This window comes from Frankia sp. CcCS3, assembly GCF_977927575.1.
Genome location: NZ_CDWRCL010000038.1, coordinates 1 through 23,847 on the forward strand (window position 1 = coordinate 1; position 23,847 = coordinate 23,847).

A 23,847-nucleotide genomic window follows, 5' to 3' on the forward strand; every position below is an offset into this window, starting at 1 on the left:
GCGCTGGGCCGGGGAGTGGACGCCGACGGCGGACCCGACTGACCGGCCGACGGGCGCGGCCCAGCGGACGGGCGCGGCCCAGCGGATGGACGGGGCCCGGCGGACGGCGTCGTGTAGGGGTTGTTACCGGGCGCAGCCGGCCGGGGTCCGGGGCGCGGGCCAGGCCGGGGGCCGCCGGGGGTGGGACCGCCAGCGGTGGGACCCGAGGGAGGAACCGGGGTGCCGGGACGCGGGCGGCCACCGCCCTGCGGTGCACCGGAACGCGGAGCGCTCGGCCCGGGTCGCGGCCCGGAAGGGGCGGACGGCAGCGGCGGCGCGGGTACGGCGGAGGCCGCGGCCGGACGGGGAGCGGCGGGTGCAGACGTCGGCGAGGCCTCCACCGGGGAAGCCTGCACCGGCGGGGACGCGGGCGACGGCGCCGGGGTCACTGGACCAGGCCGGCCGGCGGGACCAGGCCGCCCGGGAACCGGACGCGGACCGGGCCGCGGCGCCAGACCAGGACGGGGCGGCGAGGTCGGACGGGCACCGCTGCCCGGCGGTCCCGGACGGCCGGTGGTCCGGCCCGGGGAGGTGGGTGCGCCGTCGGCGGGGAACGCTTCCTTCAACTTGCGGACGACGGGTGCCTCGACAGTGGACGAAGCGGACTTCACGAACTCACCGAGATCCTTGAGCTTGGCGAGCACGGTCTTACTGTCGACACCAAGCTCCTTGGCGAGCTCGTGTACGCGGGCCTTTCCTGCCACGGTGCTCCTTCGTTCGGCCCGCGGTCCGTGCCCGCGTGACCTCGTTACCTGCTGGTCGTGATCATGGCTGGGTGCTCATTGAGCGGTCATCGCTGTCTCGACCTGCTTCCCTGTCGACGTCTGTTGGCGCCGCCTGTGGGAGGGGGTGCCGCTGGCGCGGGTACCCACTCCGTCTGACCCGGCCGGCCCGCTGCCGCGGTCCGCCCGTTCCATCCATCTTTACCTGGTATCTCCTGTGCCTGATATCTCCCTGTGCCTGGCGCGACTACGGCGGACCGGCCCCGGAGGGACCGGCTACCGCGGGCAAAGCCGCTCCAGATACAGCCTGACCTGCTTCGATCCGAGCGAGCCCGACACCCGCAATGCCCGTGGGAACGCCTTGCGACGCTCCGCGAGATCGAGGCATGCAAGATCGGGATGCACGTACGCACCCCGACCGCGCATCCGACGACGAGCATCCGGCAGAAGCTCGCCGCCTTCTACAACGATACGCAGTAGGTCAGAACTCGGCGCACGGCTTCGACATCCGACACAGGTACGAACGGGCTCCGCACGACGCGCCATCGCAAGTCTATCCCGCTCGGCCCCGAGAATGGCCACCCGCGGCAGGCGATCGCCGCGGTACCGCAGCTGGTCCCGATCGTCGAGGCGCACCAGCGGAGCCCCGTTCGGATCCGCTCCCACCGCCCTCGCCGGAGTCCTCGGTGTCAGAGTGGATGTCGATGCGCCACCCCGTCAGCCGGGCGGCGAGCCGGGCGTTCTGCCCCTCGCGACCGATGGCCAACGACAGCTGGTAATCGGGCACCACCACCCGCGCCGAGCGGCTCGCCGGGTCCGTCACCTCGACCCGGGCCACCCGGGCCGGGGACAGCGCGCTCCCGACAAAGGTTGCCGGGTCGGCCGACCAGTCGACGATGTCGATCTTCTCGCCCCGCAGCTCGGCCATGACGGCACGCACCCGGCTGCCCATCGGCCCGATGCACGCGCCCTTGGGGTTGACCCCGGCCACCCGGGACCGCACCGCTATCTTGCTGCGATGCCCAGCCTCGCGGGCGATCGCGGCGAGTTCCACGGTGCCGTCGGCGACCTCGGGCACCTCCAGCCGGAACAGCCCCTTCACCAGCTCGGGATGGGTGCGGGACAACGTCACCGTGGGTCCGTGCTGCCCCCGCGCGACGTGCACCACATAACACTTGATCCGGTCACCGTGCTCGAGCCGCTCGCCGGGAACCTGCTCGGCCGGCGGCAGGACACCCTCGACGGTGCCGAGATTGACGAGCACGACCCTGGAGCCGGCCCGCTGTTCGTGATGTTGCACCACACCGGAGACGATCTCGTGCTCCCGGTCAGCGTACTGGCCGTAGGTGACCTCCTGCTGGGCCTCGCGCAGCCGCTGCATGATCACCTGTTTAGCGGTCATAGTCGCGATCCGCCCGAAGTCCGCCGGGGTGTCGTCGTACTCCCGGCTGGTGCCGTCCGGACCCCGTTCCCGGGCGAGGACGGAGACATCTCCGGTCGTCCGGTCGATCACCACCCGGGCGTCCTGCGCGGACCCGGCCGTGTGGTGATAGGCCGTCAGCAGTGCCGTCTCCATCGCCTGCACCAAGGTGTCAAAGGCAATGTCCTTCTCCCGCTCGATTCCGCGCAGCGCGGCCACGTCGAGCTTCACCGGGTCATCTCCTTACCGGCCGCGCCCCGGGGGCCGGCCTCCCGGCCGTCGTCATTGGATTCCCTCCCCGGCGCCGCCGGAAGATCGTCGCCCGGCTCCCCAGACCCGAGATCGGCTGTCTCGCCGGGTTCCACCAACGCGGCGGACGAAGACGGCGTCTCCACCGACTCGACAGAAAGATCATCATACGCCTCGGCCGAGAACTCGACCTCGACAGTAGCCCGGGCCACCTGTGCGAAGGTCACCCGCGCAAGCCGCCGGCGCGGGGGGCGTCCGGGTCGCGCGGGATCCGTCGCCACCGCCAGGTCCGCCCCCGATTCGTCGGCGGAGAGGACACGCCCGGCGAGGACGATGCCGTCTCGATCACGTACCGTGACAAGCCTGCCGATCGCGCGGCGCCAGTGCCGAGGCTCGGTCAGCGGCCGTTCGACGCCCGGTGAGGTGACCTCGAGAACATAAGGCCCGGCGACCAGGCCCTGGCCGTCGGTCTCGGCGGCGTCGAGCAGCTCGGAGGCGAGCCGGCTGGCGTCCGCGGCCGCGTCCAGGTCGACTCCGCCGTCGCGGTCCACCACCACCCGCACCACGCTGCGCGATCCGGCCCGTGCCACCGTCACATCCTCGAGATCGAAACCCGCGTCGGCGAGGCCGGCCGCCAGCCGAGCCCGCAGCGCCGTCCGAACGCCGCCGCGCCCGCGGGCCGATCCGGATGGGCTCCGGTCGCGCGCGCGGCCGGCCTCCCCCGCCCCTGCCACTTCGACCGTCCCTTCCCGCATCCGCGATGCCTGATCATCCGCCGGACCCACGACGCCGCTCCCCACGCCGTAGGCCGGCCGCCACATTGTCATCCCCCCGGGGGGCGATACCCAGGTTCGGCCGGCGCCATCAAGCCGTGCGACCCTCGTCGACCCGACCTGCGGCACCGTCGAACAACGAGGACCGACCGCCGACGGTCCCGCCGGGCTGGGCCGTCACAGGGGCGAACGGCATCCCGGGTGAGATCCATAGCCTACGTCCGCCCCGACCGGAGTCCGTCGCGACCCGGGGGTAACCGGATCAGGCCGCGCGGACCACACGGCGGTCCGGACGACAGCAGGGGATGTGCGAAGCTGCGACGGTGGATCCGGCGAACCTCACCCACGCCTCCCGACGACGGGTCCTCGCCGGGCTGACCGGCCTCACCCTCACCGGATTTACCGGATTCGAGGCCGCCGGGTGCAGCACCACGGTCGCGACGAACCGGACCGGTCCCGCAGTGGGCCTGGGCGGCGACGACCGCCGGGCGGCGAGGGCCGCCGCCGTCCGGGCGACCGCGCTGGCCGCGGCATACCGGACGGCGGCCGAGCGCCACCCGTCCCTGCGTCCCCTGTTCGACACGCTGCGGGCCCATCACGAAGTCCAGCTCCGGACCTTGGCCGAACAGTTCCCGGGCTCCGCACCGACCACGCCGGCCCAGGCAGCCACCCCGGCCCAGGCAGCCATGCCGACCCGGACGATCGGGCGCGACGGCGCCGGGACGGCGGGAACGGCGCAGCTCGTCGACGAGTCACCCACGGCCCGCGCCGCCACCATCGCCTCCCTGACCGGGATGGAGGGTGCGGCGACGAACGCGGCCCGCACCGACTGCCTGCGCGCGGGCGGTCCGCTCGCGTCCCTGCTGGCGAGCATGTGCGCCGCCGGGACCGCGCATGCGGAGCTGCTGGCCATCTCTGCGAGCCGGGTGTCCGGATGACCGCCGGCACACCACCGGGCGATCCGGCGTCGGCGACCCCCACGGAATCGACCGCCGCAACCGACCACCCGGATCCCGCGGGTGTCGCGGCGCTGGTCACGATGCTCACGGCCACGCATGCCGCCGTCTACGCCGCCGCGGCGGCGGGAGGTGCCCTCGCGCCGCTCGGCCCGGCCGCGGCGCAGGCGCGTGAGCTCGCACGACTGAGCTATCTGGCGCACCAGGCGCTGCGCGACGACCTCATCACCGCGATCCGGGCCCGCGGCGGGGAGGCGCCACCGGCACTGCCCGCCTATCGACTCCCCGTCGCACCGGAGGGAATCGGGGCGGCACTGGCCCTCCTGGCCAGGATCGAGGACGCCTGCGCCATGGCGGCCCACGACGCCGTCACCGTGCTCGTCGGGGACGTCCGTGCGCTGGCCCTGGACGCGCTGACCGGCACCGCCGTACGCGCGCAGCGGGCCCGCATCGCGGCCGGCATGCCGCTGGCGGCCGCGAGCCGCGCGCTACCGGGGACGTGACCTGGCGTCCGGGGAGGCCGGGCCCGCTCCAGGAAGCGGGCCGCTCCCGTCAGCGGGTGACCCACGCGTCGGGGTCGCCGCCGAGGGTGGTCACGATGTCCGGAAGCTGACCACTCGCCACGTCAGCGAGGGTCACGGCCTCCAGCACCCGCCGCAGGTTCACCCGAACCGCGATCCACACATCCTGCAGGTTCTTGGCCGCGCCGTCGTAGTTCGTGTCCTCGGGACGCCGGCCTCGCACGCTGGCGAGCGGACCGTCGGTCGCCCGGATCACCGTGGCGATGGTGATCCGGGCGGGAGGAAGGCTCAGCTGGTATCCCCCGTCCGCGCCCCGGCGGCTCTGGACCAGCCCCGCCCGGCGTAGATCGGTGAGGATGTTCTCGAGGAAGCGCAGCGGCAGATCCTGCGCCGCGGCAAGCGCCTCGCCCTTGACGAGCCGACCGTTGCTCGCGGCCAACGTCAGGAGTGCGCGCAATGCGTAGTCGGCGCGAGCGGAGATCTGCATGCATCCATTCTGCCGCCGGTCCTCGCCGAATGGGTGGGCCGGGTCGGCAGCGGGCGAGGCGCGGCCCCGCGCCAACGGGCGCTGTTCCCGCCGCCGGCTCGGTCGAACGAGCCTGCCGGCCAACGAACCTGCCAGCCAACGAACCTGCCGGCCGGGGAATCGGGGACTTCCTCAGCCAGCCCTCTCGGGATGGGGGGCGTCCGTGCCGCCGTCGGCGGAGGAGGTGGCCGTGGTGGCGGCTCCGACCGCCGCCACCTCCTTTGTACCGGCCGCGGCGGACCCGCCGGCGCTGCCGCCCCGGCGACGCCGAGCCGCCCGGACCGCCGTCGTACCCTCCGCAACCAGCCCACGGCGCTGCCGCATCCGCTGGTCCACCGCGTTGAATCCGGCATCGATGAGCACCCCGACCACGAAGATCGTGATCATCGAGGCCAGTACCCCGACCGTGTCGAGCAGTTCGCGGGCATTCTGCAGGTCGGCCCCGACGGACGGATGCCCCGGAACGATGACCAGCAACTCGCCGGCCATCAGGCTGCGCCAGGCGAACGCCCAGCCCTGCTTCAGGCCCGCGAGCACCGAGGGCAGGGCCGCCGGTACCACGATGTACCGGTAGAGGGACAGGCCACGCGCGCCCATGCTGCGGCCGACCTGGACCAGTAGAGGCGGCACGTAGTCCACGCCGTAGATGACGCCGTTGGCCACCGACGGCGCCGCCCCGAGCACCACCACGAACATGATCGCGGACTCGCTGAGCTTGAACAGCAGGACGGCGAGCGGGAACCAGACGATCGAGGGCATCGTCTGCACCGCGGTGATGAACGATCCCACCGCGGTACGCAGGACCCCGAAGCGGGACACCGCGATCCCGACCACGGTGCCGATGAGCACGGCGAGGGCGTATCCCTCCAGGGCCCGGACCAGGGTGCGGGCCAGAGCGTCCCAGAAGTGTCCGCTGCCCAGCTGGTCGACGAACTCGCCCAGCGCCTCGCCCGGCCCGGGCAGCACATAGCTGGGCTTCCAGCCGCTCCAGACGACGATCTGCCAGAACAGCAGGAACAGGAGCAGAGCGCCGAGCTTCGGCCAGGTGGCCGCCCAGGCGCGGGCCGCGAACGGCCGCCGTTGCGCGGTCGGGATGTCCAGCGCGTCGAGGCCGGCGAGGGCCACGTCGACGTCGAGGGGCTCGCCGGCCTCGCCGAGCCCGGCACTCTTACGGCTGGGGACGCTGACGTCAGTGGCCATGGCGGCCAACCTCCTCGCGTAGCCGCGCGGTCACCTCGGTGGCGAGCTCCGAGACGTGGGTGGAGTCGAGCCGGCGGGGGCGGTCGATATCGACGTCGAAGATCTCCACGACCCGGCCGGGCCGGGAGGACAGCAGCACGATGCGGTCACCGAGCCGGACCGCCTCGCGCACATCGTGGGTGACGAAGATGACGGTGACCCCCGTCTCCCGCCAGATCCGTTCGAGTTCGTCGTGGAGCAGATCGCGGGTCATCGCGTCGAGCGCACCGAACGGCTCATCCATGCACAGGATGTCGGCCTCCTGCGCGAAGGCCCGGGCCAGGCTCACCCGCTGGCGCATGCCGCCGGACAGCTCATGGGGGCGCTTCGCGGACAGGCCGGCCAGCCGGACCATCGCGAGCAGGCTCTCGACCCGGTCCCGCCGCTCGGCCTTGCCGATCCCCCGCAGCCGCAGCGGCACCTCCACGTTGCCGCCCGCCGTCAGCCAGGGCAGCAACGCCGAATCCTGGAACATCATCCCGACCCGCCGGCCGGTGGTGTCAACGACGCCCACGGAGGGCTGGTCGAGACCGGCGATCAGGGCGAGCAGGGTCGATTTCCCACAGCCGGACGCACCGAGGAGACAGACGAACTCGCCCGCCCGGACATCCAGGGAGACGTTGTCGAGCGCCTTGACGCTGGCGGGCCCGGATCCGAAGACCCGGCTGACGCGGTGGATGCGCAGCGCGGTGTCGGTGAGTACAGCGGTGTCGGTGAGTACAGCGGTCATGGTTCATTCCCCCGTCGCGGTGTATGCGGCCGGTGTGCATGGACGGACGGATGGACGGACGGATGGACCAGGCCGGGGCATCGATGATCGACACCCCGGTCTGGTCGTCGCCCTGTGGTCTCGGACCGAGGTTCAGCCGGCCCGGCTACCGGGGGTGCCGCGGGTCAGGAGTCGGAGACCGTCGGTTTGCCCTGCTTGGCGAGGATCTCGTTGAGGACCGTCAGATCGAACAGACCGTCGAGCTTCGGGTTCTCGATGAGGCCGAGCTCCTCCTGGTGCTTCGCTGAGGTGAACAGGGACGCCGCGATCGGGTCCGGAGTGAAGGTCAGCCCCTTCCAGGCCGAGGTGAGGATCTTGTCGGACAGCGGCTTGCCGCTCAGCTTGCCCAGTGCCGTGTTGGTGACCTTCGCGCCGGCGTCACGGTCGGCGTTGAGCGCGTTGATCGATTCCACGTTCGCCGTGATGAGCCGGCGGACGATCTCCGGGTTCTTCTTCAGGTAGTCCGTGCTCACCAGAAGCACCGTCGTGACGAACTGGCCCTTGGTCTCCGGCCACTCGTCGGCCTCGTTGACGAGCACCTTGCCCCCCGCGGCGACGAGCCGGGAGGCTATCGACTCGGGCACCCAGGCCCCGTCGATGGCCTTGTTGGCGAAGGCGTCCACCGTCACGGTGTTGTCCTGGGGCTTGATGGAGACATCACCCCCGCCCTGGGGGTCGGTCTTCAGCCCGTTCTCCTTGAGGAAGTACCGCAGCGCCACGTCCTGGGTGTTGCCCAGGCTCGGGGTGGCGAGCGTGGTGCCCTTGAGCTGCGCGACGGAGGTGATCTCAGGCTTGACCACCAGCGACGCACCACCCGAGGTGGCGCCGGAGACGATCCGCACCGCCTCCCCGTGCGACTTGATGAAGCTGTTGACCGCCGGGTTGGGACCGATATAGCCGGCATCGATGGCGCCGGACAGAATCGCCTCCGCCTCCTGCACGCCGGAGTTGAAGGTCGACGTCTTGAGCGTGACTCCAGAACCGAGGTCCTTGGCGAAGATCCCCTTCTCGACGCCGTAGAGAGCTGGCGCGTGGGTGAGGTTCGGGAAGTACCCGAGCCGCAGGGTGCCGGTGACCTGGCCGTCCGAGGCGACCGTCTGGGAGTCCCCGTCGTCACTCGAGCAGCCCACCACCGCCAGTACGAGCGCCCCCGCGGCGATGAGTGGCGTCGCTGCACGCCACAGTCTGCTCGGTCTCATAGATACCCCCTCACGCAGGCTGACGCCCGCGCCATGCATGTCGATCGAAGTCATCGGGATGGTAAGCATGCCAGATGGTGCCCATCCTGGCCATGTGACTTCATCGCGATGACATCGTTCTGCAATATCTTTGACCGGCCAGATGCACACAGCCGACAAAACGGACATTGCTGGGGATCAAAGAGGCCCCGGACACCATCGGAGCGGGTCCGGGATGGTCTCAGACCGGGATCGATCTCAGGACAAGATCAACATCAGAACAGGATCGACGCGAAGGTCCCGACCCGCTGGAAGCCCACCCGGTCGTAGACCCGGCGGGCGGCATGGTTGAAGTCGTTGACGTACAGGCTGACCAGTGGGGCGAAGGCGGCCCGCGCCAGCGCGACCACACTCGCGGTTCCCGCGGCGCCAAGGCCGCGCCCACGCAGCGCCGGGTCGACCCAGACGCCCTGGATCTGGCAGACGTCGCCCGCGACGGCGCCGATCTCGGCCTTGAACAGCACCCGGCCGTCGGCGATGTGGGCGAAGGAACGCCGCTGACCGACGAACTCGGCGACGCGGGCGCGGTAGAGGGCACCGCCGTCAGCGAGCACCGGGGACACCCCGATCTCCTCGGTGAACATGGCGATGCAGGCCGGCAGGATGACGTCCAGCTCGTCCGGGCGCACCGGGCGCACCGCCGGATCTGGGGCGACCCGCGGCGGGCGGTCGATCACGAGCAGGGGCTGGTCGGCCCGTACCTCCCGGGCCCGCCCCCAGGTCGGCTCCAGATGCTTCCACATCGCCGTCACCGAGGAGGAGACGCCGACGATGGACGAGCAGCGCCGTCCCTGCCGGCGAGCCCGCTCGGCGAACAGTCTCGCCGAGGTGGGGCCTGCCGCCACGGGCCAGAGGTTGGCGCCGGAATAACACAGAGCGACCAGGCAGCCATCCACGGTGTGCCCCCACATCTCGGCGCCGAGACGCCACGGGTCGAGCCCCACAGCCTCGACCCGAGATGCGACGAACACATCGGCGACCGGGTTGCGGGCCAAGAGCTCGCGGACGGCCGGAAGATCCCTGTCGTCAAGCAGACGGGGCGGCGCGGACCGCAGAGGTAGGCCCATCCGGTCGAACCGGTTAACCCACGGAAACCGAGGGTTCGCCGGACGGGGTGCCGTCCGCCGCCATCTCCTCGGCCAGCCGCATGGCTTCCTCAATGAGGGTTTCCACGATCTGTGCCTCCGGAACGGTCTTCACGACCTCACCTCGGACGAAGATCTGACCCTTGCCGTTCCCGGAGGCGACGCCGAGATCGGCCTCCCTGGCCTCGCCCGGCCCGTTCACGACGCAGCCCATGACGGCGACGCGCAACGGGACCTCCATGCCCTCGAGACCGGCGCTGACCTGATTGGCAAGGGTGTAGACGTCAACCTGAGCCCGACCGCAGGAGGGGCAGGATACGATCTCGAGTTTACGCTGCCGAAGTCCCAGGGACTCCAGGATCGCGGTGCCGACCTTCACCTCCTCGACCGGCGGTGCCGACAGCGACACTCTGATCGTGTCACCGATTCCCTCGGCGAGCAGGGCCCCGAAGGCGACCGCGGACTTGACCGTGCCCTGGAAGGACGGCCCGGCCTCGGTGACACCGAGGTGCAGCGGGTAGTCGCAGGCCTGGGCGAGCAGCCGGTACGCCTGGATCATGACGACCGGGTCGTGGTGCTTCACCGAGATCTTGATGTCGCGGAAGTCGTGCTCCTCGAACAGCGAGCATTCCCACAGGGCCGACTCCGTCAGCGCCTCCGGCGTGGCCTTGCCGTACTTCGCCAACAGCCGCTTGTCGAGCGAACCCGCGTTGACCCCGATCCGGATCGGAACGCCGGCGGCCTTCGCCGCGCGAGCAATCTCCCCGACCTTGTCGTCAAAAGCCTTGATGTTGCCGGGGTTGACCCGGACCGCGGCGCAGCCCGCGTCGATCGCGGCGAAGACGTACTTGGGCTGGAAGTGGATATCGGCAATCACCGGGATCGGGGATTTGCGGGCGATCGCGGCGAGGGCATCAGCGTCGTCCTGGCTTGGCACCGCGACCCGGACGATCTGGCATCCCGACGCTGTCAGCTGTGCGATCTGCTGCAGCGTGGCGTTGACGTCTGACGTCAACGTGGTGCACATCGACTGAACGGAGACCGGAGCGTCACCCCCGACCGGGACGTTGCCCACGTGGATCTGCCGGCTGTGCCGCCGCGTGCCGAGCGGACGGGCCGGAGCGGTTGGCATGCCCAGAGTTACGGTCACGTTGTCCTCACTGGCGAATCGGAGACGAAGATCGACGTGCGACTGACTCGGCCTGTCGGCTGCAGGAGGCAGGGCAGAATGGCACACCGTCGCGCATGTTCATACGGAATTACTGATTCAGGCGAATGGGATTGACAATGTCGGCGGACAGGACAAGCAGACTGAACCCGAGCAGTACGACGACCGTGGCGTACGTGGCTGGTAACAGTTTGGCGAAATCCACCTTCTGTACCGGACCGCGATAACCCCGGAGCCTGCGTAGGCCATGCCGGGCCTGCTCGAAGCCCAGCACGGCAATATGACCGCCGTCCAACGGGAGTAGGGGCAACAGGTTAAAAATTCCGACCGCGAGATTGATCGCGGCGACCAGAATGAGAAGATTCCGCACCCGGTCCACGGCCGAACTGCCCTCGGCCGAGACCACATCACCGCCGATACGCGCCGCTCCCACCACGCTGATGAAACCCTGGGGGTCGCGGTCGTCGCTGAAGATATTAGCGATATCACCGATCCGGCGGGTCAGCGTCTCATACATACCGGTGAACCCGGACCCGATGACATCGAAGGTGCGGGGCACGGCTTCGATCGGGTTGTAGTGCACTGTCTCGGTTCCCGGTCTGACGCCCAAGGCGCCGACCCGGTCGTCGCCCGCCTGCCCGGTCTCCCGATCGCGCCTGCCCTCCACCAGGTTCGGCGTGAGGGTGAGGGTGCGGCCGTCCCGTTCGACGACCATCACCGCAGGCCCCGCTCCGTGCGCACGCACCTGCCGGGTGAACTGCGCCCAAGTCGTGACCGGAACTCCGCCGAAGCTGACGATCCGGTCGCCCGGCCGCAGACCGGCCGCCGCGGCCGGCCCCGGTCCGGAACAGGTCGCGGTCGTGGCGACGCAGCTCGTCGCGCCGACCCTCGACTCGCTGATCGTGGTCGTGCCCAGGACGACAAGCACTCCGTAGACCAACACGATGGCGATGACGAAATGCACGAAAGAACCAGCCGACATGACCACGAGCCGGGCTCGCGCCCGCGCATTGTGGAAGGCGCGGGGTTCATCGGCCAGATCGATCTCCTCGAGCGGAGTCATCCCCTCGATCTTGACGAAACCGCCGGCCGGAATGGCCTTGATGCCGTACTCGGTCTCCCCCCGCCGCCAGGACCAGATAGTCGGCCCGAAACCGACGAAGAACTTGGAGGCCTTCATACCGTAGTGCCGGGCCGTCACGAAATGCCCGGCCTCGTGCGCGACGACCGACACCAGCAGGGCCAGTGCGAACGCCACAATGCCGAGAAGCTCCATCAGACCGCCCTCTCGGCGCCGGGGGGGCGACTCACACCATGTCCCGTTCGGTCTCGCGCCGGATCAGCCGCCCGGCCGCCGCCCGCGCGGCCCGTTCGGTGGCGAACACCTCCTCCACGCTGGGATGATCGATCACTTCGTGCTCGGCGATGACCTCGGCCACCAGGTCGACAATACGGATGAAGGGCAGCCGCCCGGCGAGGAAGGCGGCCACCGCCTCCTCGTTCGCGGCGTTGAAGACCGCGGGGGCGGTGCCGCCGCGCCGCCCGGCCGTGCGGGCAAGCTCCACCGCCGGGAACGCCACCTCGTCCAGCGGTTCGAAGGTGAGCGCCTGCGCCCGCGACCAGTCCATCGGCGGCTGCGCCTGCGCCACCCGGTCCGGCCAGCCGAGCGCCAGCGCGATGGGCAGCCGCATGTCCGGCGGGGAGACCTGAGCGATCGTCGAGCCGTCGGTGAACTCGACCATCGAGTGCACCAACGACTGGGGGTGCACGACGACCTCGATGTCGTCGTAGGGAACCCCGAAGAACAGGTGCGCCTCGATCAGCTCGAGCCCCTTGTTCATCAGGGTCGCCGAGTTGATCGTCACCAGGGGTCCCATGTCCCAGGTGGGATGGGCCAACGCCTGCTCCGGGGTAACGGCGGCAAGCTCGTCGCGGCGGCGCCCGCGGAAGGGACCTCCGCTGGCGGTCAGCACCAGCTTGCGTACCTCGTCCCGTCGCCCGCCCCGCAGGCACTGCGCCAGTGCGGAGTGCTCGGAATCCACCGGCACCAGGCGGTCGGGGTCGCCACCGAGCGCGTCGAGCACCAACGGCCCCCCGGCGACCAGCGATTCCTTGTTCGCCAACGCCACCGTCCGGCCGGCGGCCAGCGCCGCGAGCGTCGGGGCCAACCCGACCGAGCCGGTGATGCCGTTGAGGACGATGTCGCACGGCCACGCCGCGATCTCGCTCGCGGCGTCGGGACCGGCGAGCATCTTTGGCACGGGGAACTCACCCCGACGGTAGCCCCGCCGCGGCGCCTCGGCGAAGAAGGCCAACTGGAGGTCCTGAGCGGCCGAGGCCGCCGCCACTCCCACGGCCTGGACGCCGAGGTCCAGTGCCTGAGCGGCGAGCAGGTCCACCCGGGACCCGCCGCCCATCAACGCCACCACCCGGAACCGCTGCGGGTTGCGGCGTACGACATCTATCGCCTGGGTTCCGATCGAACCGGTGGACCCGAGCAGGACAACCTCACGCAGGATCGAAGCCTCCACCACGTCACCCATTCTCTCAGGCCCACCGACCGCTCGGCACCGCCCTGTTCGGTTCATGACAGGTGCCACCCGAAGATGCGCAATGGGTCCGGTGACAACTACGTTTCGTCAGGTCTGGTGGGCAGGACTTTGCGGTCGCCGCCCACCCCGATCGGCCACCCCGATCCGGGTGGCACGTCGGCCCGGTCGGTCACGTCGACGACGGCTCCGACGTCTGCTCGTCCCCGGCCAGGCGAGGAAGAAGGTGTGGCGCCGGTTGCCGGCTGCCCGGACGGTTCGGCACCGGGGAGGCGGACGACGCCGACGTGGTGGCGGGTCCGGAGGATGCGGCGGGTCCAGAGGATCCAGCCGCCGGTGCCGCGGGAGTCGGACTGGTGGCGACGCCCAGGCTGGCGGGACCGGCGGAGACGGCAGGGCCGGGCAGGCCACTCGTCGCGGACGTAGGCGTGTAACCGAAATAGGTCAACGCCACGATGGTGGCACTCAGGCTGACGGAGGTCGGACCCAGCGCCGGACGTGCCTGCGCCCCCGGCCAGGTGTGCCCCGCGCCCTGCATGGCCAACAGCCCGACGTCATGGCCGGCTGGGCAGCTGCTCCACACGGTGCGCTGCCAGGCAGCCGTGTCCCGGGAGGTCTGGCGGGCTCCGCTGCAGCCCAGAGCGGAGGCGTACCGGGCGAGCCGGTCCTCCACGGGCTGAGCGACGACTCCGGTGAAGGGGGCCGGCCGCGAAGCGCCTCCGCCGGCATACGGCGCGATCTGGTCCGAGGTCCCATGGATCTCCAGGACGTTGGTGGCGGGCTTGGCGCAGGAGCCGGGCAGCACGCTCGACCCGACGGTCACCGCCGCCGCAAGACGGCCCGGCAGCGCGCAGGCCAGCGTGAGCACCATGTTCGCGCCGTCCGCGTAGCCCACGGCGAAGACGCGTCCCGCCTCCAGGCACATCTGACCGACGAGGTCGTTGAGCAGCGCGCCGACGAAGAGCACGTCGTCGGGTCCCACCGCCTTCGATCTGGTGAAGTTCCACCGCCCCTGCATCCCGATCGGGGCGGCGACCACGAAGCCCGCCTTCGTCCCCTGATCGGCGAGCCGCGTGTACGCTTCCAGATCTTCCGGCGCCTGGTTCAGATCATGGAAATTGAAGATCAGCGGTAGTGGCCTGACCCGAGGACCCGCGGTCGGTACGGCGAGGACGTAGCCGCGCTCGGTTCCTCCCACCCGCAGCGTGCGGGTACCGATCCCGGACGGCAGGGTCTTCCCGGTGACGCAGCCGCTCTCGGGGGGTGGTGGGACCGTGGGCAACGGTATGGCCGACGCCACGGCGGCACCGGCGGCACGGCCGCCGGACGCCCCGAGAGCGGCCTGGGTCGCCGAGGTCTTCGCCGGCCCCGGCTCCTGGGACATCGCGTACCACAGGAGCAGCAGCAACACCCCGGCAGCGGCCGTGATCGGCAGCCATACGGTGTTCGTCGCCCGGATATCCGGGCGGGAGGCCCCCCGGCGTCGGCTCGTCGGACTACCGAAGGACACGGTCACCGTCAGACGTTGCGCTCCCCGCGCCACCGAACTCGGCGGGACGGTCGGATCCGACCTGCTCCGGCTGGTCCGTCCGCTCCGGCTTCCCGGCCGGCTCGGCCGCAAGCTGTCCGCAGGCTGCCACGATCTCCCGGCCCCGGGTGTCGCGCACCGTCGTCACGATGCCGCGGTCACGGAGCCGGCGGGCGAACGCGCGCTGGCCGGCCGGGACGCTGGCGCGCCATGAGGATCCACCGGTTGGATTCAACGGAATGAGGTTCACATGCGCGAGCCGGCCTACGAGCAGGTCCGCGAGGGCGTCGGCGCGTTCCACGTCATCGTTGACCCCATCGATCAGCGCGTACTCGACGCTTACCCGTCTGCCGGTCACCTCGGCGTACTCCCAGGCGGCCGCGAGCACCTCGGCCACCGGCCAACGGGTGTTGATGGGGACGAGTTCGTTCCGCAGAACGTCGTCCGGGGCGTGCAGGGACACCGCCAGAGTCACCGGCAGGCCCTCTCCGGCGAGGCGACGGATCGCCGGAACGAGGCCGACAGTGCTGACCGTCAGGCCGCGCGCCGACAGGCCCAGCCCGTCGGGGGGGTGAGCGGTGAGGCGGCGTAGCGCGACAATCACCGCGGCGTAGTTCGCCAGCGGCTCGCCCATCCCCATGAAGACCACGTTCGACAACCTGGTCGCGCCGCCCGCGAGCTCACGGCGCTGAAGAACCCGGGCGGCGTGCACGACCTGTTCGACGATCTCCGCGGTCGACAGGTTGCGGGTCAGCCCGCCCTGACCGGTGGCGCAGAACGGGCAGCCCATGCCGCAGCCCGCCTGGCTCGACACACAGACCGTCGCGCGATCCGGATATCTCATGATCACAGACTCGAGAGATGCGCCGTCCACGGTCCGCCACGCCGTCTTGCGGGTCAGACCGTCATCGCAGCTCAGCGTCCGCACCGGGACGAGCAGCCTCGGCAGCAGGGCGTCGAGGAGCGGCTGACGGTCCCGCTCCGGCAGGTCGGTCATCGCCTCGGGCTCATCGGCGGCGATCAACCGGGCATAATAGTGCCGGGCCACCTGATCGGCGCGGAAGGCCGGCTGCCCCAGCGACACCGCGACGTCACGTCGTTCCTGACGGGTCAGGTCGGCGAGGTGGCGCGGCACTCGGCCCGCTCGCCGGGTGAGCGTCAGCCGCACGGGCCAGCCCGCCTCGGCAGGTGAGGGCTGGTCCGGACGTCCGGATTCGGCGGTCGTGGCAGTCATCGCGGATCCAGTCTGCCAGGTGACCGCGACCGAGACGAATGCACGGATCTGTCCGAAGGGACCCACGAGAGGCGAGACCGGTCGGCTGAACCCGGTTCCGATCAGTTCAGGAAGGAAGTGATCAGAAGCCAGGCGACCGGGGCGGTGCACAACAACGAGTCCAAGCGGTCCATCAGGCCACCATGGCCGGGCAGCAGACTGCTCATGTCCTTGATGCCGATGTCGCGCTTGAGCAGGGACTCACCCAGGTCGCCGATCGTCGCGGTACACGCGACCGCCAGCCCGAGCAGAACGCCCTGCCAGGCCTCGGCCCCCAGCGGCCAGGCCAGCACGATCCCGGCGACGATCACACAGGTCACCGCCGAACCGACGAATCCCTCCCACGACTTCCCCGGGGAGACGGTAGGGGCCATCTTGTGCCGACCGCCGGAGAGGACACCGGCCGTGTAACCACCGACGTCGCTGGCCACCACCGTTCCCAGAAAGGCGACGACTCGCCAGCGACCATCGGAGGGTTCGGTGAGCAGCGCGGCGAAGCCAGCCGGAAAGCCGATGTAGCCGGCCACGAAGGCGGCGCCGGCGACGTCGCGGAGCAGACCCGTGGACGGCCCGAAAGCACGGACCAGCGCCGCCACGCCGATGGTGCCGGCGAGAGTCAGCAGCAGGCCGGTGGTCCCATCGACGTACGCGACGACCGGCATGGCCGCCGCCCCGGCAACCAGGGGAAGCAGGGGAACCCGTACCTGCGTCAGTCGGATCGCGCGGACCACCTCGTGGGTGCCCAGGGCCATCGCGACACTGATCACCCCGACAAAGATTACCCGCAGGGTGAACAGCGGAACGAGGATGACGGCACCGAGAAGGATGCCGACACCGATGGCGGCCGGCAGGTTGCGGCCGGCACGTGAGGGCCGGGGCACCATCCCGGCGGGCCGACCGTGATTACCGGGCCCGCGGGGATTACCGGACTCAAGCGGATTACCGGGCCCATGCGAGGATCCCGGCGGCGCGGATGACCCGGACGGCCCGGACTCAGCCACCGCGCGGCCGTCGACAGTCGTCATGGCCGCCCGGCCGTGGGCAGCGACCGCCGCATCGCGCACGCGTCATGCGCGGATCCGGGGACCGTCCAGACGATTCCGAGACCATGGGAATCGAACATCGGAGCAGGCGGCCGGCATCGAGAACGGACGCAGGAATGATCAAACCGAGAGAAGATCCGATTCCTTGAGCCGAAGAAGTTCATCCACCTGCCCGACGTATCGGTGGGTTGCCTCGTCGAGATCCTTCTCACCCCGCCGGCCCTCGTCCTCGCCGGCATCGCCGTCCCGCACGATCCGATCGATCGTGTCCTTGGCGTGACGTCGGACGTTGCGGATGCTCACCCGGGCTTCCTCTGCCTTGGTCCGAGCTACCTTGACAAGATCGCGACGCCGTTGCTCGGACAGCTCCGGAAAAACACACCGGATGATGGTGCCGTCGTTGCTCGGGTTGACCCCGAGATCGGAATCGCGCACAGCCTTCTCGATCGCCCCCAGAGACGACTTGTCGTAAGGCGTGATGATCACCATACGCGGCTCCGGGATGTGGAACGACGCGAGCTGCTGCACCGGTGTCGGAGCGCCGTAGTAATCCACCAGGATCTTGGAGAAGACCGCGGGAGTGATACGCCCCGTGCGGATGTTCGCGAAGTCCTCCTTGGCGACCGAGACCGCCTTCTCCATCTTCTCCTCGGCCTCGAGAAGCGTGTCGTCGATCACCGCATTTCCTTCCGTCTGTTCCTGGTCCGCCGGCGTCCACCGGGCGCCGGTCCTGTTATCATCGCAGTTCGGCCGAGCGCAGCCGAGTTCGTCGTCCCAGGGGCGAAGCCGTCCCGCCCGGTCCCGGATTCGCCTGACCGAGATCGCACAGCCGCCGCATGCAGTGTGCCTTACCACGGCGTCCCCGCTGACCTGGGCCGACACGGCACGCCGACCGGGCCGGGAAGCATCACCTTGTCATCTCGAGGCGTGGCCATCCCGATCCCGGTGGCGTGCCGGACCACCGCACCCACCGAGAAGCCTCGGAGCCGCCGGCCGCCCGATCAGGGAGCCGGCGATCCGACGACGCTCAGGCCTGGCGGATGTTGAACCGGGAGAACCGACCGACCTCGATCTTCTCACCCAGCGACGCGCCGGCCTGGTCAAGCAGAGCTCGGATGGTCACCTTGCCGTCCTTCACCCATGGCTGGTCAAGCAGCACGCTACTCTTCACATACCCGTTGACACGTCCTTCAACAATCTTCGCGATCGCCTGCTCGGGCTTGCCCTCCTCGCGGGCCGCGGCCTCGTAGATCTTTCGCTCCGCCTCGAGGACCTCGTTCGGGATCTGCTCGGCGGTGACATACAGCGGGTCCGCCGCGGCGATGTGCTGCGCGAGATCGCGGGCGAGTTGCTTGAAGTCCTCGGTCTTGGCCACGAAGTCCGTCTCGCAGCGAAGCTCGACGAGCACGCCGAGGGTAGGCGGGAGCTGCGGGTCGGTCCGGTGCAGGTAGGACTCGACCAGGCCGTTGGCGGCGCTGCGTGCCGCACGCTTGGCGACCTGTGCCTTGCCCTTCTCCCGCAGCCAGGACTTGGCCTTCTCGAAGTCCCCGGCGTTGTCGACCAGCGCCTTCTTGACGTCGCCCATCCCAGCGCCGGTGAGCTCCCGGAGCTTCCGGATGTCAGCGACTGAAATCTCTGCCATGGTGCTCTTCTCGTCGGTGTGGGTCTGGATGCTGTCGTAGTTCTACCGGTCCCGGCCCCGCGGTGCCCTTCGGGCGTCGCGGGAGCGCCCACCCGAGCGGCCCGGGTCCGACCACCGGAACCAGGCCTGACATTCGGGAGCGGTGGTCCCCGACCCGGCTCGGGGAACCACCGTCCTCCTCACACGATGTCACCGCTGGTCGATCGCCATCACCGCGGGCGAATGAGACGCGGTAGCGGGTCAGACCGTGGTGCCGACCGCGGCGTCCGGTCGTGTCCCGTCCGCGGGCCCCGCCGTCGCCGGCTCCACCGCACCCGGGGCCTCGACAGGTGCCTCACCACGCAGCAGTGCCTGCTCCCACTCGGCGAGCGGCTCCTCACCCGCAGACTGCTCGGGCTTGGCATCGGCAGAGCTCGAGGCGCCCGCACGGGCCATCAGACCGTCCGCGACCGCATCGGCGACCACCCGGGTGAGCAGCGCAGCGCTGCGGATCGCGTCGTCGTTGCCGGGGATCGGATAATCGACCTCGTCCGGGTCGCAGTTCGTGTCGAGAATCGCCACGACGGGAATGCCGAGCTTGCGGGCCTCACCGACGGCGATGTGCTCCTTCTTCGTGTCGACGACCCACACCGCGCTCGGCACCCGGCTCATGTCGCGGATACCGCCGAGGGTGCGCTCGAGCTTGACCTTCTCCCGGGTCAGCACGAGCTGTTCCTTCTTCGTGCGCACCTCGGTGCCGCCGGTCACCTCGATCTCCTCGAGCTCCTTGAGCCGCTGAAGACGCTTGTAGACCGTGGAGAAGTTGGTCAGCATGCCACCGAGCCACCGCTCCTTGACGTACGGCATCCCGACCCGGGCCGCATGTTCCTCGATTGCCTCCTGGGCCTGCTTCTTCGTCCCGATGAACAGGACCGTCCCACCGTGCGCCACGGTCTCCTTGACGAAGTCGTAGGCGCGGTCGATGTAGGACAGCGTCTGCTGCAGGTCGATGATGTAAATGCCGTTACGTTCGGTGAAGATGTACCGCTTCATCTTCGGATTCCAGCGCTTGGTCTGGTGCCCGAAGTGCACACCGCTCTCCAGCAGCTGCTTCATGGTGACGACGGCCATCGGACGTCGCTCCTTCCCGCCCGGCCTGGGCCGGGACGCCTCGGTTGTGACGGCGCCATCTGACGACGGCAGCCCCTGACGCCCGATTGGTCGTGGCCGTCGCTGTGCGGCGGACCGAGGAGACCCTTCCGATGATCCGATCCGGATCATCGGAAGTGGGCGTGCGAACTGGGCCCGGTGGACGGACCCTGCGAGCGATGATACCTGCCGGGTACGAGGATCCATCGGGCGACCACATCGGATCGGATCAACGGACCGGCCGGCGATGTCCACAGAGCGCGGGCACCGACAGCATGCGGCGGGAGTTATCCACAGATCACACGGCCGGTCTACCCAACGGCATCAAAACGCCGCACCGTGGACGAGGCCGGTCCGCTCCCCCCCTCGGATCGGCACAGCGGCGGCCGGACGAGCGGACCTGGACCGGGTCCGGCCGCCGCGCCTCCCCCGGACCCGGAGGTGTCACCGTCATGCCCCCTTTGCCACGCTTCGACCCGCTCTGGCTCGTCATCCCGGCGGTCGCCATCCTGATCGCCCTGGGACGGCCCACTACGATGCCGATCAAGCCGCACGCCGACGGGCCACGCCTCGTCCTGGCCGCACGTGATCCGCAACGGAGCACCACCGCCTTGTCCGAGCCCTTGTCCGAGCCCGGGCGGTCCGCCCCGTCCGGTGCGACCGACTCCGCCGGTGGGCTCGGCCCCGGTGACGGGTTCGGTACCGCGCCCCGCCACGACGTCATCGAGCAGGCCCTGGGGGTCAGCCAGGTTCGGGCCGTGGTGAGGACCCCGGTCCCACCTCCTCTCAGGCTCACCCCCGGCACGTCGGCGGAACCCTCGACGACACCTGCTCCGTCCACAGCGCGGTCGACGCCGGCGGCGCATCCGGCCCCCTCGCCTCGCGCCCCTCGCCGAAGGCAACCTCGTCACCTCGACGACCGGCGACTCCCACCGTCCGGCCTCCCTCCGCCTCACGATCTCCCCGGCCGGCGGACCGCCGAGCCGGGGAACGAACGCGGCCGGCCGTGACCCCGCCGGCCGCCGGCCCGCCGGGCGGCGGAGAAGGGGACGAGCACCCGGACCCGCCACCCGGCGACGTCAGACCGGAGAACTCCGCGGCACCGCCGGCCCACGGCGGCAGGGTCCGGGCTCTGCGATGGCCGTTGTCGGGGGCCGTCACGGTGAGCCGCGGTTTCGAACGCCCGCTTTCGCCCTACGGACCGGGTCATCGCGGAATCGACCTCAAAGCCTCTCCGGCCGCCCCGGTTCTCGCCGCAGCCGACGGGGTGGTGAGTTTCGCCGGGTCCGTGGCGAACCGCGGCATCGTCACCGTCACGCATGGCGACCTCCGCACGACCTACGAACCACTGACGCCGGCGATCAGCCCCGGAACCGCGGTCCGAGCCGGGGACCTGCTCGGCTGGATGAGCGATGGCCATCCAGGCTGTCCGGTGGCCGCATGCCTGCACTGGGGGCTTCTGCGCCGGACGGACTACCTCAATCCTCTGCTGTTCTTCCGCAGAACTCCGCCCCGCCTCCTGCCCCTCCTCCCCCTAGCAGATCGCTCCCCTGGGTCCCCGGCCTTCTCTCAAGCCCGGGGATGAGCCTGCTCAAAGGCCGCGCGCAACCGTTCCGGCGTCACGTGGGTATAGATCTGCGTGGTCGCGAGACTTGCATGGCCGAGAAACTCCTGGACGGAGCGCAAATCGGCCCCGCCTTCCAGCATGTGCGTCGCCGCCGAATGTCGCAGACCATGCGGAGTCAGACCGGCCGGAGCAACACCGGCCGCCACCCTCGTCGTCAGAATCCGCCGTACCGTGCGCGGGTCGAGGCGACCTCCGCGCAGGCCGAGGAGCAGCGCACGCCCGCTACGGGCGGTCATCAGCCGCGGCCGTCCCGTTGATCGCCAGGACCGCAGGGAGGCCACCGCCGGCACACTGAACGGCACGCTGCGCTCTTTGCCACCCTTACCGAGGACCCGCAGCAACCGCCGGTCGTCATCAATGTGCCCCAGGTCAAGACCGCACAGCTCGGACACCCGGATTCCGCTGCCGTACAGGAGCTCGAGAACGAGTGCGTCCCGCAGCTCCACCGCCCGCCGTACGGCCCGCTCGGAGTCTGCCGTCGAGTCCGGCAGCCCGGACGGCTGCGACGTGCCCGGGGGCGACACATCAGGCGAAGGGTTCTCAAGGAGCTGACGCGCGGCCGCGGCGGTGAGCACCTCAGGCACCCTTCTGACCGTACGGTTACCTACGAGCCGTGCGGCGACGTCGGTGTCGAGGAAGCCACGGCGCGCCGCATAGGAGGAGAAGACCCGGGCCATCGAGGCGCGCCGGGCCAGGCTTGCCGGCGCCGCCCCGCGGCGCGCATCGAGGCGAGCCAGCTCCGCAGAAGCGCCAGATCGAGGTCGGCGAGGACCGAACAGCCCATCCGCTCCGCGTGAGCGCGCAGGTTAGCGAGGTCGGCGGTGTAGGCACGCACGGTCTCAGGAGATCGGTCCAGCTCCGCGGTGAGATGGCGGAGAAAACCCGCGACCGCCGTCTCCCAGCCGGACTCGGGTGTCTCGACTATCTCGCCTGGCCGGGCGTCTATCTCGCCTGGCCGGGCGTCTGATCCACGCGTCGATCGGGGGTGCTGCCGCGGCGGAAGCCGACCGTCGGCGGGCTCCTCGGTGCTCTCGCCTCGCAGGGCCATGCGACGACCGTGGCGGCATCGGCGGTTCTCGTCAAGACGCCGCGGCGTCCGCGACATTGCACCCGAGGACATTGCACCCAAGCTGCCTCAGGTCTCCCCATCGGGGTTTTCGCCGTCGAGTCCCGGATCCGCGGTACTGCGCGTCGGGGAACGATCGGCCCCGCCGTGGGCGGCACCCGGTCGGGTACCGGACCGCCTGCCGGACGTGGCGGGATGGGACGGGTTCGACGGCGCTCGGCCCAGATTCGTGAGGCGGTAACCGCCCGCCACGTTCTCGACCAGCCCCTCCACCGCGAGTGGGCCCAGCATCGCCAGCACCGCCTCGGGGCGCAGGCCGGTGCGGCGCGCCAGCACAGCCACCCCGACGGCAGCGCGGGCCGGCATCGCGTCGAGAAGCTCGCGCACCGCCTCGGACAACCCGTCCCGCGGGCCATCCCCGCTCGCCGGCCGCTGTGCGAACGATCCGATACTCGCGATTTCCTCCCTGATGTCCTCGGCTCCGGTGACCAGGACCGTCTGTTCACGGAAGTCCCGGAGCAGCCGGTGACAGCCTGCGCTCATGGCGCTGGTCACCGGTCCCGGAACGACCATGACGGGACGACCGAGCCTACAGGTGTGGGCGACCGTGTTCAGCGCGCCGCTACGGTGGCCCGCCTCGACCAGGACCGTCCCCCGGGACAGAGCCGCGATGATGCGATTACGGGTGAGGAATCGGCGTCGGTACGGAGGCGTGCCCGGCGACACCTCGCTGACTACCGCCCCGGTACGGGCGATCTCCTCCAGCAGTTCCACATGGGCAGTCGGGTAGGGAACGTCGACACCCCCCGGCGAGCACCGCCACCGTCGATCCGGCTGCGGCCAACGCCCCCCGGTGTGCTGCTGCGTCAATGCCGAACGCGGCTCCCGACACCACGGCCCATCCCTGTTCCGCCATCGCAAACGCGATCTCTCCGGCGAGGTGCAGCCCGTAGCTGGTCGCGGTCCGGCAGCCCACGACAGTGACCGCCCGGGGTGGGAGCTCGCTCAGGTTGACCGGACCACGGACCCACAAAGCCAGTGGAGTGCCGATCATCGAACCGTCTCCCTCGTCCCGAAAACGGTCCAGGGCATCCAGTTCGAGGGGCCACTCGGCGTCCTGGGGACAGACCAGCCGGGCGCCGGCGCGCCATGCCGCGTCCAGGTCCCGAACCGGATCGACACTCGGGTGCGCCGCCCGGAGCGCATTCCACACCTCGGACGCACCCCGGCGCCTGACCTCGACGGCCACGCGACGATGTTCCGGGCCGAAGACGCGGGCTAGGGCC

At 70.4% G+C, this 23,847-nt stretch carries 25 protein-coding genes; 3 read left to right on the top strand and 22 right to left on the bottom strand.

What is annotated here, in order from left to right:
* From AC08OQ_RS05810 to rimP, 4 genes are all read right to left on the bottom strand, one after another.
* Window positions 1-743 (bottom strand): translation initiation factor IF-2 N-terminal domain-containing protein (locus AC08OQ_RS05810; protein ID WP_476611932.1); only part of this gene is annotated, 743 nt, incomplete at its 3' end.
* Between the two features lie 294 nt (window positions 744-1,037).
* Entirely contained in the window at window positions 1,038-1,307 is a 270-nt protein-coding gene (locus AC08OQ_RS05815; protein WP_476599153.1) for a YlxR family protein, read from the bottom strand.
* 7 nt (window positions 1,308-1,314) lie between these two features.
* Window positions 1,315-2,412 (bottom strand): transcription termination factor NusA, encoded by a 1,098-nt coding sequence (gene nusA, locus AC08OQ_RS05820; protein ID WP_462185774.1) that lies wholly within the window; start codon window positions 2,410-2,412, stop codon window positions 1,315-1,317.
* The gene (gene rimP, locus AC08OQ_RS05825) at window positions 2,409-3,185 is read right to left on the bottom strand and encodes a ribosome maturation factor RimP (protein ID WP_476604776.1); all 777 of its coding nucleotides are present in this window, start codon (window positions 3,183-3,185) and stop codon (window positions 2,409-2,411) included. The genes nusA and rimP overlap by 4 nt, the downstream gene beginning before the upstream one ends.
* Before the next feature lie 323 nt (window positions 3,186-3,508).
* Here rimP and AC08OQ_RS05830 point away from each other — a divergent pair, with 323 nt between their 5' ends.
* Entirely contained in the window at window positions 3,509-4,141 is a 633-nt protein-coding gene (locus AC08OQ_RS05830; RefSeq protein ID WP_476604775.1) for a hypothetical protein, read from the top strand.
* Window positions 4,138-4,662, top strand: coding sequence for a DUF4439 domain-containing protein (locus AC08OQ_RS05835; protein ID WP_476599147.1), 525 nt, complete (start codon window positions 4,138-4,140; stop codon window positions 4,660-4,662). The genes AC08OQ_RS05830 and AC08OQ_RS05835 overlap by 4 nt, the downstream gene beginning before the upstream one ends.
* Window positions 4,663-4,711: 49 nt before the next feature.
* On the opposite strand, the gene AC08OQ_RS05840 is transcribed toward AC08OQ_RS05835, so the two are convergent.
* The 14 genes from AC08OQ_RS05840 to rpsB form a co-directional block, all read right to left on the bottom strand.
* Window positions 4,712-5,167 carry an RrF2 family transcriptional regulator gene (locus AC08OQ_RS05840; protein ID WP_476599145.1) on the bottom strand — a complete coding sequence of 152 codons (456 nt, stop codon included), beginning with the start codon at window positions 5,165-5,167 and terminating at the stop codon, window positions 4,712-4,714.
* 171 nt (window positions 5,168-5,338) lie between these two features.
* Window positions 5,339-6,406, bottom strand: a complete 1,068-nt coding sequence (locus AC08OQ_RS05845; protein ID WP_462202911.1) for an ABC transporter permease — start codon at window positions 6,404-6,406, stop codon at window positions 5,339-5,341.
* A complete protein-coding gene (locus AC08OQ_RS05850; protein WP_476592384.1) occupies window positions 6,396-7,175 on the bottom strand; it encodes an ABC transporter ATP-binding protein in 780 nt (259 codons plus the stop codon). Before AC08OQ_RS05850 ends, AC08OQ_RS05845 begins: the two co-directional genes overlap by 11 nt.
* A gap of 164 nt (window positions 7,176-7,339) precedes the next feature.
* The gene (locus AC08OQ_RS05855) at window positions 7,340-8,413 is read right to left on the bottom strand and encodes an ABC transporter substrate-binding protein (RefSeq protein WP_476599143.1); all 1,074 of its coding nucleotides are present in this window, start codon (window positions 8,411-8,413) and stop codon (window positions 7,340-7,342) included.
* Between the two features lie 254 nt (window positions 8,414-8,667).
* Complete coding sequence (locus AC08OQ_RS05860) at window positions 8,668-9,519, bottom strand: GNAT family N-acetyltransferase (RefSeq protein ID WP_476599141.1); 852 nt, start codon at window positions 9,517-9,519, stop codon at window positions 8,668-8,670.
* Window positions 9,520-9,532: 13 nt separating this feature from the next.
* Window positions 9,533-10,687: a flavodoxin-dependent (E)-4-hydroxy-3-methylbut-2-enyl-diphosphate synthase gene (ispG, locus tag AC08OQ_RS05865; RefSeq protein ID WP_476599139.1), complete on the bottom strand. Its 1,155-nt coding sequence runs from the start codon at window positions 10,685-10,687 to the stop codon at window positions 9,533-9,535.
* A 109-nt stretch (window positions 10,688-10,796) separates the two neighbouring features.
* Window positions 10,797-11,981 carry a M50 family metallopeptidase gene (locus AC08OQ_RS05870; protein ID WP_476599138.1) on the bottom strand — a complete coding sequence of 395 codons (1,185 nt, stop codon included), beginning with the start codon at window positions 11,979-11,981 and terminating at the stop codon, window positions 10,797-10,799.
* Window positions 11,982-12,012: 31 nt separating this feature from the next.
* Window positions 12,013-13,248 carry a 1-deoxy-D-xylulose-5-phosphate reductoisomerase gene (dxr, locus tag AC08OQ_RS05875; protein ID WP_476599136.1) on the bottom strand — a complete coding sequence of 412 codons (1,236 nt, stop codon included), beginning with the start codon at window positions 13,246-13,248 and terminating at the stop codon, window positions 12,013-12,015.
* Window positions 13,249-13,426: 178 nt separating this feature from the next.
* Window positions 13,427-14,764, bottom strand: coding sequence for a CE1 family esterase (locus AC08OQ_RS05880; protein ID WP_476599134.1), 1,338 nt, complete (start codon window positions 14,762-14,764; stop codon window positions 13,427-13,429).
* Window positions 14,751-16,016: a dual-specificity RNA methyltransferase RlmN gene (rlmN, locus tag AC08OQ_RS05885; RefSeq protein WP_476599132.1), complete on the bottom strand. Its 1,266-nt coding sequence runs from the start codon at window positions 16,014-16,016 to the stop codon at window positions 14,751-14,753. The genes AC08OQ_RS05880 and rlmN overlap by 14 nt, the downstream gene beginning before the upstream one ends.
* Before the next feature lie 101 nt (window positions 16,017-16,117).
* Window positions 16,118-16,939, bottom strand: a complete 822-nt coding sequence (locus tag AC08OQ_RS05890; RefSeq protein ID WP_462202907.1) for a phosphatidate cytidylyltransferase — start codon at window positions 16,937-16,939, stop codon at window positions 16,118-16,120.
* Window positions 16,940-17,218: 279 nt separating this feature from the next.
* Complete coding sequence (gene frr, locus AC08OQ_RS05895) at window positions 17,219-17,776, bottom strand: ribosome recycling factor (RefSeq protein WP_462185789.1); 558 nt, start codon at window positions 17,774-17,776, stop codon at window positions 17,219-17,221.
* 349 nt (window positions 17,777-18,125) lie between these two features.
* Window positions 18,126-18,740 carry a translation elongation factor Ts gene (tsf, locus tag AC08OQ_RS05900; RefSeq protein WP_476599130.1) on the bottom strand — a complete coding sequence of 205 codons (615 nt, stop codon included), beginning with the start codon at window positions 18,738-18,740 and terminating at the stop codon, window positions 18,126-18,128.
* A gap of 240 nt (window positions 18,741-18,980) precedes the next feature.
* Entirely contained in the window at window positions 18,981-19,850 is an 870-nt protein-coding gene (gene rpsB / locus AC08OQ_RS05905) for a 30S ribosomal protein S2 (RefSeq protein ID WP_462202906.1), read from the bottom strand.
* A 1,180-nt stretch (window positions 19,851-21,030) separates the two neighbouring features.
* Between rpsB and AC08OQ_RS05910 the strand changes: the two genes are divergently transcribed.
* Window positions 21,031-21,453 (top strand): M23 family metallopeptidase, encoded by a 423-nt coding sequence (locus AC08OQ_RS05910; protein WP_476611933.1) that lies wholly within the window; start codon window positions 21,031-21,033, stop codon window positions 21,451-21,453.
* Here AC08OQ_RS05910 and AC08OQ_RS05915 read toward each other — a convergent pair.
* The 4 genes from AC08OQ_RS05915 to AC08OQ_RS05930 form a co-directional block, all read right to left on the bottom strand.
* Entirely contained in the window at window positions 21,438-22,172 is a 735-nt protein-coding gene (locus AC08OQ_RS05915) for a tyrosine-type recombinase/integrase (protein ID WP_476611934.1), read from the bottom strand. The two genes, AC08OQ_RS05910 and AC08OQ_RS05915, sit on opposite strands and share 16 nt — an antisense overlap.
* Window positions 22,100-22,543, bottom strand: a complete 444-nt coding sequence (locus AC08OQ_RS05920; protein WP_476599124.1) for a site-specific integrase — start codon at window positions 22,541-22,543, stop codon at window positions 22,100-22,102. Before AC08OQ_RS05920 ends, AC08OQ_RS05915 begins: the two co-directional genes overlap by 73 nt.
* A gap of 87 nt (window positions 22,544-22,630) precedes the next feature.
* On the bottom strand, window positions 22,631-23,335 hold the full coding sequence (locus tag AC08OQ_RS05925; RefSeq protein ID WP_476599122.1) for a DNA-processing protein DprA: 705 nt from the start codon (window positions 23,333-23,335) through the stop codon (window positions 22,631-22,633).
* Window positions 23,241-23,810, bottom strand: coding sequence for a DNA-processing protein DprA (locus tag AC08OQ_RS05930; RefSeq protein WP_476611935.1), 570 nt, complete (start codon window positions 23,808-23,810; stop codon window positions 23,241-23,243). Before AC08OQ_RS05930 ends, AC08OQ_RS05925 begins: the two co-directional genes overlap by 95 nt.
* Window positions 23,811-23,847 lie beyond the last annotated feature (37 nt).

What these genes read in the sequence shown, in the direction of transcription:
- dxr (WP_476599136.1), bottom strand. Translation starts at nt 13,248, where the DNA reads ATGGGTGACGTGGTGGAGGCTTCGATCCTGCGTGAGGTTGTCCTGCTC.
- AC08OQ_RS05855 (WP_476599143.1), bottom strand. Translation starts at nt 8,413, where the DNA reads ATGAGACCGAGCAGACTGTGGCGTGCAGCGACGCCACTCATCGCCGCG.
- AC08OQ_RS05815 (WP_476599153.1), bottom strand. Translation starts at nt 1,307, where the DNA reads ATGGCGCGTCGTGCGGAGCCCGTTCGTACCTGTGTCGGATGTCGAAGC.
- AC08OQ_RS05830 (WP_476604775.1), top strand. Translation starts at nt 3,509, where the DNA reads ATGTGCGAAGCTGCGACGGTGGATCCGGCGAACCTCACCCACGCCTCC.
- AC08OQ_RS05890 (WP_462202907.1), bottom strand. Translation starts at nt 16,939, where the DNA reads ATGGTGCCCCGGCCCTCACGTGCCGGCCGCAACCTGCCGGCCGCCATC.
- AC08OQ_RS05835 (WP_476599147.1), top strand. Translation starts at nt 4,138, where the DNA reads ATGACCGCCGGCACACCACCGGGCGATCCGGCGTCGGCGACCCCCACG.
- AC08OQ_RS05920 (WP_476599124.1), bottom strand. Translation starts at nt 22,543, where the DNA reads ATGGCCCTGCGAGGCGAGAGCACCGAGGAGCCCGCCGACGGTCGGCTT.
- tsf (WP_476599130.1), bottom strand. Translation starts at nt 18,740, where the DNA reads ATGGCAGAGATTTCAGTCGCTGACATCCGGAAGCTCCGGGAGCTCACC.
- rimP (WP_476604776.1), bottom strand. Translation starts at nt 3,185, where the DNA reads ATGCGGGAAGGGACGGTCGAAGTGGCAGGGGCGGGGGAGGCCGGCCGC.
- AC08OQ_RS05915 (WP_476611934.1), bottom strand. Translation starts at nt 22,172, where the DNA reads ATGGCCCGGGTCTTCTCCTCCTATGCGGCGCGCCGTGGCTTCCTCGAC.
- rpsB (WP_462202906.1), bottom strand. Translation starts at nt 19,850, where the DNA reads ATGGCCGTCGTCACCATGAAGCAGCTGCTGGAGAGCGGTGTGCACTTC.
- AC08OQ_RS05870 (WP_476599138.1), bottom strand. Translation starts at nt 11,981, where the DNA reads ATGGAGCTTCTCGGCATTGTGGCGTTCGCACTGGCCCTGCTGGTGTCG.
- AC08OQ_RS05860 (WP_476599141.1), bottom strand. Translation starts at nt 9,519, where the DNA reads ATGGGCCTACCTCTGCGGTCCGCGCCGCCCCGTCTGCTTGACGACAGG.
- rlmN (WP_476599132.1), bottom strand. Translation starts at nt 16,016, where the DNA reads ATGACTGCCACGACCGCCGAATCCGGACGTCCGGACCAGCCCTCACCT.
- AC08OQ_RS05840 (WP_476599145.1), bottom strand. Translation starts at nt 5,167, where the DNA reads ATGCAGATCTCCGCTCGCGCCGACTACGCATTGCGCGCACTCCTGACG.
- AC08OQ_RS05850 (WP_476592384.1), bottom strand. Translation starts at nt 7,175, where the DNA reads ATGACCGCTGTACTCACCGACACCGCTGTACTCACCGACACCGCGCTG.
- AC08OQ_RS05845 (WP_462202911.1), bottom strand. Translation starts at nt 6,406, where the DNA reads ATGGCCACTGACGTCAGCGTCCCCAGCCGTAAGAGTGCCGGGCTCGGC.